Genomic DNA, 14,107 nt, shown 5'->3' with positions numbered 1-14,107 from the left:
CGGCGAATGTCCGCTCATGGCGCGCCCGCTTTGCTCTGCGTGGCGCTGGCGGTGTTCTCCGGTTCGCTGGGCTTGACCGGCGCATCGGGCTGCGCCTTGGCGGCGGCGCGAGCCTCCTCCTGCATGGCCTTGGCGACTTGCTGGTTCCCCTTGCGCACCGCCTCGACGAAGCTGGTGAACGGCAGATCGGTGATGCCGACCAGGCCGATATGGCCGTTCTCGCCATCGAGCAGGCGCCCGGTCACGGGCTGATCGAGATACTGGAACCAGTGCGCGCCGACGATCTGCGGGTCTTTCACCGCCGCGGCGAGGAACTGCTGGTAGCGCTCGCCGCGCTGCTGCTCGTTGTAGACCTCCGAGACGCCGCCCCAGAAGGGTCCGCGATCGCGCGAGCCGAAGTGGAACTCGCTGATCAGCACCGGCTTGTCGAGGCTGCGCACATAGGCGGCGTCGTAGCCCTGCTGGGGCGTCGCGGCATACAGGTTGAAGCTCAGCAGGTCGCAGTACTGTGCGCAGGAGGCCAGGACTTCCGGGGTGTTCACCGAGAAGCGTCCGCCGAGCAGCAGGTGGTTGGGGTCGTGCCAGCTCAGGGAGTCGCGCAAGGTCTTGAAGTACTGGTCGGCATACAGCCGCAGGAAGGCGCTGTAGTCCTGCTCGATAGCGGGATGCCCGGCGCTCGGCTGCGGCGCCCGGTAGCCCGGCACGTCGAGGTCCTCCCAGGCGCCGAGTTCGATGCCCCAGGCTTCGGCCAGGGCTAAGTGGTCGTGATACTTGTCCTTCAATTGCTTGGTGAAGGCGCGCTTGGCCGGGCTGTCGGTGGACAGCGCCAGGGCGCCGACGGCCAACGCGTAGTGGCTCTGCGGGCTATTGCCCTGGCCAGCCCAGGCCAGTTCGTTGTCGGCGTAGTAGCCGAGCAGCCAGGGATCCTCGCGGTGATCGCGGGTGGCAATGGCGATGGCCCGCTCGGCGGCCATGGCGAAGCGCGGATCGAAGGGATCGGGCATGGCGCCCCACCAGTCGTAGCCGGTGCTGACGGTGGCGAAGTCGCCGCTGATCGCCAGCGGCAGGCTGTAGGGGATACGCGAAGCACCGGCGAACGCCGGCTCGCTCCAGTTGCCCAGGGAGTTGAAGCCCCAGGCATCGAGGCGCGCCAGAGTGCGCTCCAGCCAGGCATCGTCGGCCTGCTGGCCGCTCAGTCCGCCGCTGGCCAGATAGCGGTTGGCGGCATAGAAGTCGAACCAGCGACCGTAACCGAAGGCCCGTCCCTGCTGGGCCGCGACGCCTTCGCGGTCGTCGCTCTGGCCGTAGAAGGCGGCCAGCGGCTCGCCCTCCCTGGGCAGGACGCTGAACATGTATTCGCGCCCCTCGATGTAGGTCTGGCTGCTTTCGCGGTTCACCGTGTTCACCCCGAGCGACCAATAGGCATGGCCGTCGGGCGTCACCAGCCACCAGCGGCCATTGCGCTTCTCGCTGTGGAAGAAACCGCTGGCCTCGAAGTTGGGGCCTTCCAGCAGGCCGCCGAAGGTATCGCGCGGCTCGGCGCCGGCCTGCCATTTCTTCAACTGCTCGCCTTCGGCCTTCCAGGCATTGGCCAACTGCTCGACGCTCTTCACCTTCTCCGGCCACTCGCCACGGCTGGCCTGGCCGAAGGCATCGACGATGGCGCTGTAGGCGCGGTGCAGCTCATCGCCGCCGGCGCGGGTTCCGAAACGGCCGACGAGGATGTTCTGCGCCGCCTTGGGATCGCTCAGGTAGATCTTCACCGCGCCGACCTTGCTGCGATTCAGCGACCCCGTGACCACCGGCGCCAGGAGCAGACGCTGGCCGTCCAGGGTGACCGGCATGGGCACACCGGCGCGCATGCCAAACAGCTGCGGCGCGGTTTCCTGCAGCGGCACCAACAGGGTCTGCGCGGGACCGGCGGGCAGCGCCACGCTGGCGTGCAGGCCAGGCTTGCCGTCGAGGTTCTCGATGTCGATTTCCAGGGTCAGCGCCCAATCCATGGCGTTCTGGATGCGCAGACTCATGCTGCCGGCCTGGGACCAGTCCCAACTGCCGCTGGCGGGCGTCAGGCGCAGGGTCGGCCGGGGCGCGGGCGAGAAATGCACGCGGCGCAGGATCTCACCCTCGGCCGTGGCTTCACCGGTGGCGCTGGGCAGGTCGGCATCCTGCAGACCGATGGAGACCACCGACAGCGGCTTGACGAAGTTGAACAAGGTATCGCTGTCGCCAGCGGCCCAGCAGGGCGCGGTGGCCAGGCTCAGGCTCAGCAGCAGCGGCAGATGCCAACGGGTCGAACGCATGCAATCTTGTCCTTCGGGCGGCGCCTGCGCGGCTGGCGCCCGCCATGGTTTGCGACTGGGGACGCAGGCTACGCCCCCGCGTGAATGCCGGCGAGCGCCTCAGGCGATCTCGCGACGGAACGGCGGCAAGGCGTTCAGGATCGCCTTGCCATAGCGCTGGGTCACCACCCGGCGGTCGAGCAGGGTGATGGTGCCGCGATCCTGCTCGGTGCGCAGCAGCCGGCCACAGGCCTGGACCAAGCGCAACGAGGCATCCGGCACGGCGATTTCCATGAAGGGATTGCCGCCGCGCGCCTCGATCCATTCGGACAACGCCGCCTCCACCGGATCATCCGGCACGGCGAAGGGAATCTTGGCGATCACCACGTGCTCGCAATACGCCCCCGGCAGGTCGACCCCTTCGGCGAAGCTGGCCAGGCCGAAGAGGACGCTCGACTCGCCGTCGTCGACCCGCGCCTTGTGCTTGTTCAGGGTCTCCTGCTTGGACAGGTTGCCCTGGATCAGCACGCGCTTGCGCCAGTCGCGCTCCAGGCCATCGAAGACTTCCTGCATCTGCTTGCGCGAGGCGAACAGCACCAGTGCGCCACGGGCGCCTTCGACCAGGCCCGGCAGCTCGCGGATGATCGCCGCGGTGTGGGCCGCCGCATCGCGCGGGTCGGCCTTCAGGTCCGGGACCTGCAGCAATCCGGCCTCGGCGTGGTGGAAGGGACTCGGCACCACCGCGGTGACCGCCGCGCGCGGCAGGCCGGCGCGCATGCGGTAGCGGTCGAAGGTGCCCAGCGCGGTCAGGGTCGCCGAGGTCACCAGGGCGCCATAGGCGACGTTCCACAGGTTGCGGCGCAGGGTCTCGGCGGCGAGGATCGGGCTGGCGTTGGCCTCGATGTCATAGAAGCTGCCGCTTTCCGCCAGGGTCAGCCAGCGCGCCATCGGCGGGCTGTCTTCCGGATCCTCGCAGGTGAAGGCGGTCCACAGCTCCCAGTTGCCCTGGGCGCGCGCCAGCAGACTGCCGAACAGCGGATACCACTCCTCGGCCTGGTAGCTGGCGATGCCGGCGCCACCCTCACCGTCCATGGCGTCCTTGAGCAGCTCGGTGAGGCGAGTGAAGAGGTCGGTGAGCTTGGCGAAGCCCTTCTTCAGCTCGATGCCCATCTCGCGGATATGCTCGGGGATCACCCCACCCTCGAAACGATGACGCGGGCGCTCGCGGCCTTCCATGTCCTCGCCGGCGCGGAAATCGCCGATCTCCTCGCAGGCGGTGAACATGAATTGCTGGTGGGTGCGCAGCTCGCGGGCCAGCTCCGGGACCTGTTCGATCAGGCGGCCGAGGTCGCCGGGCAGCGGATTCTGCGCCAGCAACTTGGTCAGGTTCTTCGCCACCTGCTCCAACCAGTCGGCGGTGGCGCGCAGGCGGGTGAAGTGGGCGAAGTGGCCGATGGCCTTGTCCGGCAGGTGGTGGCCCTCGTCGAAGACATAGAGGGTCTCGCGCGGGTCGGGCAGGATGGCGCCGCCGCCCAGGGCCAGGTCGGCCAGCACCAGGTCATGGTTGGTGACGATCACGTCGACCTTGGTCATGCCTTCGCGCGCCTTGTAGAAAGCGCATTGCTGGAAATTCGGGCAATGCCGGTTGGTGCACTGGCTGTGGTCGGTGGTCAATTGCGCCCAGTGCGCGTCCTCGATGGCCTCCGGCCAGCTGTCGCGATCGCCGTCCCAGCGGTTGCCGGCCAGGCGCTCGATCATCTGGTTGAACAGCTTACTGCTGCTCTCATCGACATCGATGCGGAAGCCTTCCTCCTCGAACAGCTGGGCGGTGGCGTTCTGCGCCTGGCCTTCCTGCAGCAGGTGATCGAGCTTGGACAGGCACAGGTAGCGTCCGCGCCCCTTGGCCAGGGCGAAACTGAAGGCCAGGCCGCTGTTGCGCAGCAGGTCGGGCAGGTCCTTGTGGACGATCTGCTCCTGCAGCGCGACCGTGGCGGTGGCGATCACCAGGCGCTTGCCGGCGGCCTTGGCGCAAGCGATGGCCGCCAGGCTGTAGGCCACGGTCTTGCCGGTACCGGTGCCGGCTTCGACGGCGACCACCGCGGCCTCGCCCGTGCGATGGCCTTCTTCGTCGCTCTGGATGGTGCCGAGGACCTTGGCCACTTCGGCGATCATCAGGCGCTGGCCGTAGCGCGGCTTGAGTTCCTTGGCCTCGAGGAAGCGCGAGTAGGCGCCCTGGATCTGGGCCTTGAGTTCGGTGCTGAGCATGGAGTTCCCGGGCATCGGGCCGGTCCCGCGGGACACATCCGGATGCTGGATAAATTTTCAGTGGTTCGATTGGCCGGCTATGATAGCGCGCTTCGTCCCAACCGCCAGCGGAGATCGCTGAATGACCGCCTTTGCTCCCGTCTATGCCCTTCACGTACTGGCCGCCCTGATCTGGGTCGGCGGCATGTTCTTCGCTTGGATGATCCTGCGGCCGGCCGCCGTCGCCGCGCTGCAAGCACCCGCCCGGCTCACGCTATGGAGCGAGGTGTTTCCACGGTTTTTCGTCTGGGTCTGGGCGGCGATCGTGGTGCTGCCGGTGAGCGGCATCGGCATGCTGCATCTGAGCTTCAACGGCATGGCCGGCGCGCCACGCTATGTACAGGTGATGATGGGACTCTACGTGGCGATGCTGGCGCTGTTCCTGCGTGTACAGGCCCTGCAACTGCCGGAACTGCGCCGCGCGGTGGCCGCCGAGGACTGGCAGGCCGGCGGCGCGGCGCTGGGGCGCATCCGCCGCACGGTTGGCGGCAACTTGCTGCTCGGCCTGGTGCTGGTGGGCTTTGTCGCGATGCGCCCGCACTGGTAAGCGGGCGCTGAACCGCGGGTGCGCTTCGCTCAGAAGCGCACCACCTCGAAGCGGCCGGCGCTCCCCGCCGCGCCCTGGGTTCCGCTGCGGCCATCGCGACCACCGGCCGCGCCCTCCACCGAGTAGACCCAGCAGCCTTTTTCGCCGCTACGCGCACCGGCCTTGCCCGGCTTGCCCGGCGCACCACCGGCACCACCTTCCAGACGCACCTTGACCTGCTCGGCCGGGAAGCGCTCGGGCACTTCCAGGCGCACCAGACCGCCGGCGCCGCCCGCCTGGCCACTGCCAGCGTCCTGACCGTCGCCAGCGGCCTGCGCGCTGCCCCAGAGGCAACCGCCGGCACTGGCGTTGGCGCCATCCAGGCCATCGTAGCCAGGCGCACCGACGCCACCACGGACATCCACCAGCAGGTTGACGACCTCCACGCCTTGCAGGCGCAAGACCAGGTTACGCCCGGCACTGGCCGGGCGATGAAAACTGCCGGACGCGCCCTGCGCGGCAATCACGCTGCCATCGGCGAAGCGCCCGTGCTGCACCTCGATGCGCAACGGCTGCTCGCCGGGGAAGACGCCCAGGCGAGCGTTCTTTTCCAGGTCCAGTTCGCCGACCTTGAGCAGCTTGACCTGCGCTGGAATCAGCAGGGCGCCGCCCGGCGCCACCTCGATACGCTCGAGGCTCAGGGAATCGCCCTTGACCGGCAGGCGCAACACGCTGTTCGCCTCGACATGCACGACGCCAGCGGCCGAACAGGCCAGCGGCGCGAAAAGCGAAAAGGCCAGAACGAACTTACGCATGGCTGCCCTCCTGAGCCGCGGACTGCGGAAGCGAAAGGAAATGGAAGATGCCGAAGAGCAGGACCTGTGCGCGATCCAGCCAGGGCCGCGGGCGGCCCTTGAGGCGGGCGCCGAGCGCAAGCAGTTCGACGATGTGAATCAGCAGTATCAACCCGCCCGCGACCTGCATCAGGGTCGCGAAGGGATGGGCGAAAGGACTCAGGAGATTGGCCAGCAGCGCCAGCCAGAACAACAGGGCAATCAGCTTGCCCAGCCCCACCACAGCCTTCATTTGGACGCTCCCCGGTATTTTCTTGTGCCGGCACCATACCCCGGAGGCGGTGGTGGATGCCAGAGGACCACGGACAGACAACGGGGGCCATCAGGCCCCCGTCGCAGACAGCTCACCGCACTTACTGACGCTTGATCTGGATTTCCACGCGACGGTTCTGGGCGCGGCCTTCCTTGGTCTTGTTGTCAGCGACCGGCTTGCTCTCGCCATAGCCTTCGACCGACTTGATACTGGACGCCGGAACGCCGGACTGCACCAGGTAGTCGGCCACGGCATGGGCACGACGCTCAGACAGCTTCTGGTTGTACTTGTCGGAGCCGACACTGTCGGTATGACCGGAAATATCCAGCTCGGTCGACGCCGCCTCGCCTTTCAGGCGGTTCGCGACCGCGTCGAGTTGGTCCTTGTCGCGCGAATCGATCTTCGACGAGTCGAAGGCGAAATGCAGATCGCGCACCACGATGGTCTCTTCCTTCGGCGGCGGAGCCGGGGCCGGCTCGGGCGCAGGCGCGGGCGGCGGCGCAGCGGCAACCTGCTCCCCGGCACCATGTACCCAGCAGTAGGAGGCGCCCAGAACGCCACCGATCACCGCACCCCATCCCGCCCAGGTGCTGTTTTCGATGGAGCCGAGGCCTGCGCCGCCCACACCACCGACCAGCGCGCACGTCGGCCAGTCGGACTTTTGCAACCCTGCGCAACCGGTGAGCAAACTGCCTACCAGCAAGAGGGGTAAAGCGGTCCTTGTAATGCTCATATATCAGTCTCTCCTCTAGAGATGCGTCTGAACCGACAATAACCGAGTAAAGACGCCCTCTTGGAAATGCGCCAGCACTAGGCCATAAGGACGCCACAGGCTAGTCTCTGCGCATCCGACAGCCGTACTCGAAGAGCCCGATGATTTCCGACCGTACTCCCCAGCAAGCCCTGGCCGCCCTGCTCGACCGCTACGCCCCGCAGCGCCTGCTGCTGGTCGGCGCCGGACGCATTCCGGCCGTGGAAGCCTTCCAGCAGGCGCACCCGAACTGCGAGGTCGCCCATGCCGACGCCGGCGCGCTGCCGGCGGACCTGGCCGCGCAGCGCTATGACCTGGCCCTGCTCGCCGACTGCCTGGAACACCTGGATCGCCGCACTACACTGCAGTTGGTCGGCGGCATCCGCAATCTCAACAGCAGCCGCGTCGCCGTCCTGGTCGATCTGCCGGCGGCCGGGGTCGCCGAAACCGATTTCTACGCCCTCGGCATGCAGGCCAGCGAACGCTTCCAGCGCGGCGAACAGACCCTGACCCTGTTGACCTACGACCTGCGCGAATACAAACAGGTACCGGACTGGCTGAACGCCAAGTTCTGGGCCAACCCGGAAAACTTCGGCAAGTACTGGTGGTGACCATGGCCGAGCCAACCTGCCCCTGCGGCAGCAGCATGCCGCTGCCAGACTGCTGCGGCCGCCTTCATGCCGGCCAGGCGGCGCCCACCGCCGAAGCGTTGATGCGCTCACGCTACAGTGCCTACGCCCTCGGCCTGGTCGACTACCTGCGCGCCACCACGCTGCCGGCGCAGCAAGCCGCTCTCGACCTGGACGCCATCCGCGCCTGGAGCCTCGGCAGCACCTGGTTGGGCCTGGAGGTGGAGAGTCATGAAGTGCTCGGCGGCCAGCCGGAACACGCGCGGGTCACCTTCACCGCTCGCTGGCACGACAGCCAGGGCGAACACAGTCACCGCGAGTGTTCGGGGTTCGTCCAACGCGACGGACGCTGGTACTTCCTCGACCCGACGGTGCCGCTCAAGCTCGGCCGCAACGATCCGTGCCCCTGTGGTTCCGGCGGCAAGCTGAAGAAATGCTGCGGCCCCTGGATCGGCTGAAACCCCGCCAGTCCTGAGAACGACCGCCGGGCGAAGGTCCTGGCGGCCTTGGCGAACGGACGCCCGGCAGCGCGCCCCACTTGGGTGCATGCCCCTCGCTCGGCTAGAATGCGCGCTTTTTTGCGGGCCCCGCCATGCTGCTGACCGTGCTCTACATCATCGCCATCACCGCCGAAGCCATGACTGGCGCCCTCTCGGCCGGCCGCCGCAGCATGGACCTGTTCGGCGTGGTCTTGGTGGCCTGCGTGACCGCCCTGGGCGGCGGCTCGGTGCGCGACATGCTCCTCGGTCACTATCCGCTGACCTGGGTACGCCACCCGGAATACCTGGCGCTGACTGCCGGCGCGGCACTGCTGACGGTGTTCATCGCACCGCTCATGCGCCACCTGCGCTCACTGTTCCTGGTGCTCGATGCCGTCGGCCTGGTGGCCTTCACCCTGATCGGCTGCCGGGTCAGCCTGGAGATGGGCCACAGCCTGCTGATCGCCGCGGTCAGCGGGGTGATCACCGGGGTCTTCGGCGGCATCCTGCGGGACATCTTCTGCAACGACGTGCCGCTGATTTTCCGCCGCGAACTCTACGCCAGCGTGTCGTTCGCCAGCGCCTGGTGCTTCCTCATCTGCATCCAGCTGGAACTGCCCAACGAACAGGCCATGTTGATCACCCTGTTCGCCGGCTTCCTGTTCCGCCTGCTGGCAATCCGTTTCCGCTGGGAAATGCCCAAGTTCGTCTACCAGGACGATCCGCAGCAGAACGGCTGAGCGCAGGTCACTCCACCAGCTTCAAGTGGCTGGTGTCCGGTGCCGGCGCTGCCGCGGCCGCCTCGGCCTGGCCCATGTCGCTGCCCACCGGGGCCAGGCTGAACTGACCGAGGTCGACTGGCGGGGCGCTGACCTCGCCGCGCTCTTCCTGCAGATCGGCGCCCACCGGCGCCAGGCCGAAATCCGGCGCATCGACATCGGCGAAGGCCGCCATGTACTCATCCCGCGGCGCCACCTGCAGCCGTCCCGGCGCCCTGGCGGCTGCCGGCGCTTCGGCGCTGGGCGGAGGCGCCAGCTCGATTTCCTCGATCGGTGCCTCCATGTCCACCACCTCGACACGCGCGCCGGCCCGCTCCAGCGCGCTGCGATACTTCTCCGCCGCGGCTGCGTCGAGGTTATTCTTCAGCACCAGCCGGCGCCCGGAGAACAGCAAGGCGATACGCTGAGCGTCGGCCTGGAAGAGCTTCGCCAGATTGGCCTTCACCGCTTCCGGCTCGGCGCCGGGCAGCGTCTGGCCGGAAAAAACGATTTCATAACGGCTCATCCTTCACACTCCTGTGTTCGCCTATCGGTAGGTCGGCCCAGTATGGGACAACTTCTTTTCAGCTAACAATAACTTGCGGGCAAGCAGGCGCTTGGTACACTGGGCGCTCTTGGGGGATTGAAATGTTTTATCAGGCGCAAATGATAAGAATTATCAGCCTAGTCTGGGCCTTCGCACTCCTCTCCGGCTGTAGCTGGATGACTGGCAGTTTCGAGAAACCGGACGTGAAGCTGGTGAAAGTGGATGTGGTCAAGGCCCGTCTGCTGGAGCAGCAGTTCATGCTGCACTTCAGTATCGACAACCCGAACGACTTCAGCCTGCCGGTACGGGGCCTGGCCTATAAGGTCAAGCTCAATGACGTCGAGCTTGCCGAAGGCGAGTCCAGCCTGTGGTTCACCGTGCCCGCCAACGGCCGGCAGTTCTTCGAGGTGCCGGTGAACACCAACCTGTGGCGCCACATGAAATACATCGTGAAGCTGCTGCAGAAACCCAACCAGCCGATCAACTACAGCCTCGAAGGCGAAGTGAAGACCGGCCTGTTGTTCGGCCACACCGTGCATATCGCACGCAATGGCGAGATAATTCCCGGCGATTTCATCCCGGAGTGAGCTTTCCATGAGCCAGGAACCCCATGTACATGGTCCCGACTGCAACCACGATCATGACCATGACCACCACCATCCCCAGCACGTCCACGGCCCGCACTGCAATCACAGCCACGAGCCGGTGCGCAACCCGCTGAAGGACGTCGGCCGCAACGATCCCTGCCCCTGCGGCAGCGGCGCCAAGTTCAAGAAGTGCCACGGCGCCTGATACCCTTCAGTGCCCGACGAAGGCCCGCAGATGCGGGCCTTTTGCTGACCGCTCGACGGGCTCCCCGCTTGCCGTGCGAACAGCCGCCGGAGATGCCCCCCGCACAACCGCGCGAACCCGCATAAAGCCTGAAGTTGCGGCTTGCGCGGCGGCGCCTGCCTCACTAACGTAGCGCCTTTTCACGCCAGCCCAGTGCAGGAGCACGTTGCCATGGCCTTGCGCGCCTTCCGCCCGCTCTCTCTCTTCGGCCTTGCCGCCACCCTCGGCACCGCCGTCAGCCTTACCGGCTGCCAGTCCCTGCTGAACGACCGCTATGCCGACAGCCTGCCGCCGAGCAAAGGCGTGCAGCCGATCAAGGGCCTGGCCGATAACGTGTCGGTACGCCGCAATAACCTCGGCATGCCGCTGATCGAGAGCAGCAGCTTCCATGACGCGCTCTTCACCCTTGGCTATGTGCATGCCAGCGATCGCCTGAGCCAGATGGTCGGCCTGCGCCTGATGGCCCAGGGACGCCTGTCGGAGATGGTCGGTCCGGGCGCACTGGATATCGACCGCTTCATGCGCACGGCGAACCTCAAGCAGGCCGCCGACGCCTTGTACAGCGGTGCCTCGCCGCGCATCCAGCGTTTCTTCGAAACCTATGCGCGCGGCGTCAACGCCTACCTCTACCGCTACGGCGACAAGCTGCCGATGGACCTGGCCGAATCGGGCTACCGCCCCGAGTACTGGAAGCCACAGGACTCCGCGCTGGTCTTCGCCCTGCTCAACTTCGGCCTGGCGGTGAACCTGCAGGAAGAGCTGGATTCGCTGGTGCTGGCGCAGAAGGTCGGCGCCGAGAAGCTCGCCTGGCTGACGCCGATCTACCCGGACGAAGGCCTGCCCTTCGAGGAAGCCGACAAACTCAAGGGCCTCAACCTCGGCGGACAGATACCCGGCCTGGCCTCGGTCGACGGCGCCGCCGAACAGGTCGCCGCGCTGCAGATGCTCGGTGTCGCGGCCTCGAACAACTGGGCCATCGCGCCGCAACGCAGTCGCAGCGGCAAGAGCCTGCTGGCCAACGACACACACTTGCCGCTGTCGATGCCTTCGCTGTGGAACTTCGTGCAGATCCGCTCGCCGAAATACAGCGTCGCCGGCGTCTCCATCGCCGGTGTACCCGGCGTGGTGGCAGGCTTCAACGGCAAGCTGGCCTGGGGCATGACCATGGTCATGGGCGATACCCAGGACATCTTCCTCGAACAGGTGAAGCGCCAGGGCAGCAAGCTCTATTACCTGGCCGACGGCCAATGGAAGCCGGCCATCGAGCGCAACGAAACCTTCTTCATCAAGGGCCAGCGCCCCGTCCGCGAAATCGTCTACGAAACCCGCCACGGCCCGCTGCTCAACAGCGCGCTGCTCGGTGCGCGGAAAAACGATATGCAGCCGCTGCCGCTGTCCAGTGGCTATGGCCTGGCCTATCAGAGTATCCAGGCGGTCTCCGACAAGAGCCTCGATGCCTTCTTCGACCTGTCGCGGGCCAAGACGGTGGAGCAAGCCTTCGACGCCACCCGCGAAATCCGCGCCATGCCGCTGAACATCGTCTTCGCCGACGAGAAACACATCGGCTGGCAGGTCACCGGGCGCTTCCCCAACCGCAAGGAAGGCCGTGGCCTGCTGCCCTCGCCCGGCTGGGACGGCCGCTATGACTGGGACGGCTACGCCGACTCGATCCTGCACCCGTCCGACCAGGACCCGCAGCAAGGCTGGCTGGGCACCGCCAATAACCGCACCGTGCCGCCGGGCTACGGCGCCCAGTTGTCCAGTTCCTGGTACTACCCGGAACGCGCCGAGCGCATTGCCCAGTTGGCCAACGCCAGCAAGAGCCACGATGCGCGCAGCATGATCGCCATGCAGTACGACCAGACCACCCTGTTCGCCGGCAAACTGCAGGCGATGTTCGCCGCGCCGGGCATGGCCGCTCCGCTCAAGCAGGCGATCCAGGCGCTGCCCGAAGGCCAGCGCGAGCGCGCCCGCGAAGCCCTCGACCGGCTGATGGCCTTCGACGGCAAACTCGCCGCCAACTCAGCCGATGCCGCGCTCTACGAAGCCTTCCTGCAGGAAAGCACCAAGCAGATCTTCCTCGACGAACTGGGCCCGGAGGACAGCCCGGCCTGGAAGGCCTTCGTGCAGAACGCCAACCTGTCCTACTCGGCCCAGGCCGACCACCTGCTCGGCCGCGACGACAGCCCGTTCTGGGATGACCTGCGCACGCCGCAGAAAGAAGACAAGCCGACCATCCTCGCGCGCAGCCTGGCGGCCGCCACCGCCTTCTGCGAACAGAAGATGGGCAGCGATCGCCGCGCCTGGCAGTGGGGCAAGCTGCACACCTACAACTGGGTCAGCGACAGCACCAAGATGGCGCCGAACCTGGAGTCCGGGCAACGCACAGCGGTGAACGCCATCAAGGGCTACCTGGACCGCGGTCCCTACCCCGCCGGCGGCGACCACAGCACCCTCAATGTCTCGGCCTATGGCTGGGGGCAGAACTTCGACACCTGGCTGATTCCGGCCATGCGCATCGTCGTCGACTTCGGCCAGAGCGAGCCGATGCTCGGGGTGAACAGCAGCGGCCAGTCGGGCAACCCGGCCAGCCCGCACTATGCCGACGGCATCGACGCCTGGCTGAAGGGCAACTACGTCAGCTTCCCGTTCCAGGCGCAGAACCTCGACCGCGTCTATGGCAGCCAGCGGCTGACCCTGGTCCCGCAAAAATAATTCAGCGCAACGGGAACTTCAGCCAACGTCGCGTACTCGGATGAATCGACTTACTCCATGATCGTTTTAAGGCACCCTCGGGTGCCTTTCTTTTTGCCCGCGACACCTGCACCCGCGGCCGCCCCGCGCACCAGTTTGTTACCTAACGCCCCGCCACCACGCCCCAGCATGGGACACGCCCCCTGACAGGTGATGCTATACCTGTCGCCAGGGCGCATCTGTCATCCCGATCCGACCACCGACTCCGTTGGCTACGCCTCTGGTTCGAAAATTGCTGTCGTTTTGATGTTGCACAGGTGTTCCCTTTCGTTCCACTGCTTGATCCAACCTCTAAGGACTCCAATCGATGAAAAAAGCATGGCTGACCCTCTCCGCCCTGGCGCTCCTGGCTAGCGCTGGTGCCCTGCAGGCCAAGGAATGGAAAGAAATCCGCTTCGCCACCGACCCGTCCTATGCTCCCTTCGAATCCAAAGCGCCGGATGGCAGCCTGGTCGGCTTCGACATCGACCTGGGCAATGCCATCTGCGAACACCTCAAGGTCAAATGCGTGTGGATGCCGAACGACTTCGACGGCATGATCCCCGGCCTGAAAGCACGCAAGTTCGACGGTGTGATTTCCTCGATGACCGTCACCGAAGCGCGTAAGAAAGAAATCGATTTCTCCGACAAGCTGTTCTCCGGTCCCTCCTCGATGATCAGCAAGAAGGGCTCGGGCCTCGCCGCCACGCCCGAGGCGCTCAAGGGCAAGACCGTCGGCGTCGAGCAGGGCACCATCCAGGAAGCCTACGCCAAGGCCAAGCTGGAGCCGGCTGGGGTCAACGTGAAGAGCTACCAGAACCAGGATCAGGTCTACGCCGACCTGGTATCCGGTCGCCTGGACGCTTCGCTGCAGGACATGTTGCAGGCCGAAATGGGCTTCCTCACCACCGAGCAGGGCAAGGCCTTCGAGAACAGCAAGCCGCTGCATGACCCGCTGCTGCCGGCGGAAACCGCCATCGGCATCAAGAAGGGCAACGCCGAGCTGAAGGCACTGCTGGACAAGGGCATCAAGGCAATGCACGCCGACGGCACCTACGACAAGCTGCAGAAGAAATACTTCGGCGACATCGACCTCTACAACGACTGATCCCGCTCCAGGTTTCGCCGCGACCGGCCACCCGCCGGCCGCGGCGAAGCTA

The 14,107-nt window shown here is 66.3% G+C and carries 14 protein-coding genes; 8 read left to right on the top strand and 6 right to left on the bottom strand.

Annotation, left to right across the window (positions count from 1 at the left end; genetic code table 11):
• Positions 1–14: 14 nt before the first annotated feature.
• The gene (locus BLQ74_RS00950) at positions 15–2,303 is read right to left on the bottom strand and encodes an alpha-amylase family protein (protein ID WP_090259898.1); all 2,289 of its coding nucleotides are present in this window, start codon (positions 2,301–2,303) and stop codon (positions 15–17) included.
• A gap of 99 nt (positions 2,304–2,402) precedes the next feature.
• A complete protein-coding gene (gene dinG, locus BLQ74_RS00945; RefSeq protein WP_090259896.1) occupies positions 2,403–4,547 on the bottom strand; it encodes an ATP-dependent DNA helicase DinG in 2,145 nt (714 codons plus the stop codon).
• 121 nt (positions 4,548–4,668) lie between these two features.
• On the opposite strand from dinG, the gene BLQ74_RS00940 reads away from it, so the two are divergent.
• Complete coding sequence (locus BLQ74_RS00940) at positions 4,669–5,133, top strand: CopD family protein (protein WP_090259894.1); 465 nt, start codon at positions 4,669–4,671, stop codon at positions 5,131–5,133.
• Between the two features lie 29 nt (positions 5,134–5,162).
• On the opposite strand, the gene BLQ74_RS00935 is transcribed toward BLQ74_RS00940, so the two are convergent.
• From BLQ74_RS00935 to BLQ74_RS00925, 3 genes are all read right to left on the bottom strand, one after another.
• On the bottom strand, positions 5,163–5,927 hold the full coding sequence (locus BLQ74_RS00935) for a hypothetical protein (RefSeq protein WP_090259892.1): 765 nt from the start codon (positions 5,925–5,927) through the stop codon (positions 5,163–5,165).
• Entirely contained in the window at positions 5,920–6,198 is a 279-nt protein-coding gene (locus BLQ74_RS00930; protein WP_090259890.1) for a DUF1145 domain-containing protein, read from the bottom strand. The genes BLQ74_RS00935 and BLQ74_RS00930 overlap by 8 nt, the downstream gene beginning before the upstream one ends.
• A 121-nt stretch (positions 6,199–6,319) precedes the next feature.
• Positions 6,320–6,952: an OmpA family protein gene (locus tag BLQ74_RS00925; protein ID WP_090259889.1), complete on the bottom strand. Its 633-nt coding sequence runs from the start codon at positions 6,950–6,952 to the stop codon at positions 6,320–6,322.
• A 140-nt stretch (positions 6,953–7,092) separates the two neighbouring features.
• Here BLQ74_RS00925 and BLQ74_RS00920 point away from each other — a divergent pair, with 140 nt between their 5' ends.
• The 3 genes from BLQ74_RS00920 (at position 7,093) to BLQ74_RS00910 (ending at position 8,818) form a co-directional block, all read left to right on the top strand.
• Positions 7,093–7,581 carry a DUF6231 family protein gene (locus tag BLQ74_RS00920; RefSeq protein WP_090259886.1) on the top strand — a complete coding sequence of 163 codons (489 nt, stop codon included), beginning with the start codon at positions 7,093–7,095 and terminating at the stop codon, positions 7,579–7,581.
• A gap of 2 nt (positions 7,582–7,583) precedes the next feature.
• Entirely contained in the window at positions 7,584–8,057 is a 474-nt protein-coding gene (locus BLQ74_RS00915; RefSeq protein WP_090259884.1) for a YchJ family protein, read from the top strand.
• Between the two features lie 134 nt (positions 8,058–8,191).
• Entirely contained in the window at positions 8,192–8,818 is a 627-nt protein-coding gene (locus BLQ74_RS00910; RefSeq protein ID WP_090259882.1) for a trimeric intracellular cation channel family protein, read from the top strand.
• A 7-nt stretch (positions 8,819–8,825) separates the two neighbouring features.
• Here the strand turns inward: BLQ74_RS00910 and BLQ74_RS00905 are convergent, their stop codons facing one another.
• Positions 8,826–9,362 (bottom strand): hypothetical protein, encoded by a 537-nt coding sequence (locus BLQ74_RS00905; protein ID WP_090259880.1) that lies wholly within the window; start codon positions 9,360–9,362, stop codon positions 8,826–8,828.
• Between the two features lie 122 nt (positions 9,363–9,484).
• Between BLQ74_RS00905 and BLQ74_RS00900 the strand changes: the two genes are divergently transcribed.
• The 4 genes from BLQ74_RS00900 to BLQ74_RS00885 all read left to right on the top strand — a co-directional run bounded on the left by BLQ74_RS00900 (position 9,485) and on the right by BLQ74_RS00885 (position 14,055).
• Complete coding sequence (locus BLQ74_RS00900; RefSeq protein ID WP_090259877.1) at positions 9,485–9,970, top strand: LEA/WHy family protein; 486 nt, start codon at positions 9,485–9,487, stop codon at positions 9,968–9,970.
• Between the two features lie 7 nt (positions 9,971–9,977).
• Positions 9,978–10,175 carry an SEC-C metal-binding domain-containing protein gene (locus BLQ74_RS00895; RefSeq protein ID WP_090259875.1) on the top strand — a complete coding sequence of 66 codons (198 nt, stop codon included), beginning with the start codon at positions 9,978–9,980 and terminating at the stop codon, positions 10,173–10,175.
• A 210-nt stretch (positions 10,176–10,385) separates the two neighbouring features.
• Complete coding sequence (locus BLQ74_RS00890) at positions 10,386–12,929, top strand: penicillin acylase family protein (RefSeq protein WP_090259874.1); 2,544 nt, start codon at positions 10,386–10,388, stop codon at positions 12,927–12,929.
• A 346-nt stretch (positions 12,930–13,275) separates the two neighbouring features.
• Positions 13,276–14,055: an ABC transporter substrate-binding protein gene (locus BLQ74_RS00885; RefSeq protein WP_090259873.1), complete on the top strand. Its 780-nt coding sequence runs from the start codon at positions 13,276–13,278 to the stop codon at positions 14,053–14,055.
• The last annotated feature ends 52 nt before the right edge of the window (positions 14,056–14,107 follow it).

The organism is Pseudomonas panipatensis, assembly GCF_900099785.1.
GTDB lineage: Bacteria > Pseudomonadota > Gammaproteobacteria > Pseudomonadales > Pseudomonadaceae > Pseudomonas > Pseudomonas panipatensis.
Note: the sequence above shows the minus strand (reverse complement) of the source record. Positions and strands in the feature narration are given on the sequence as shown.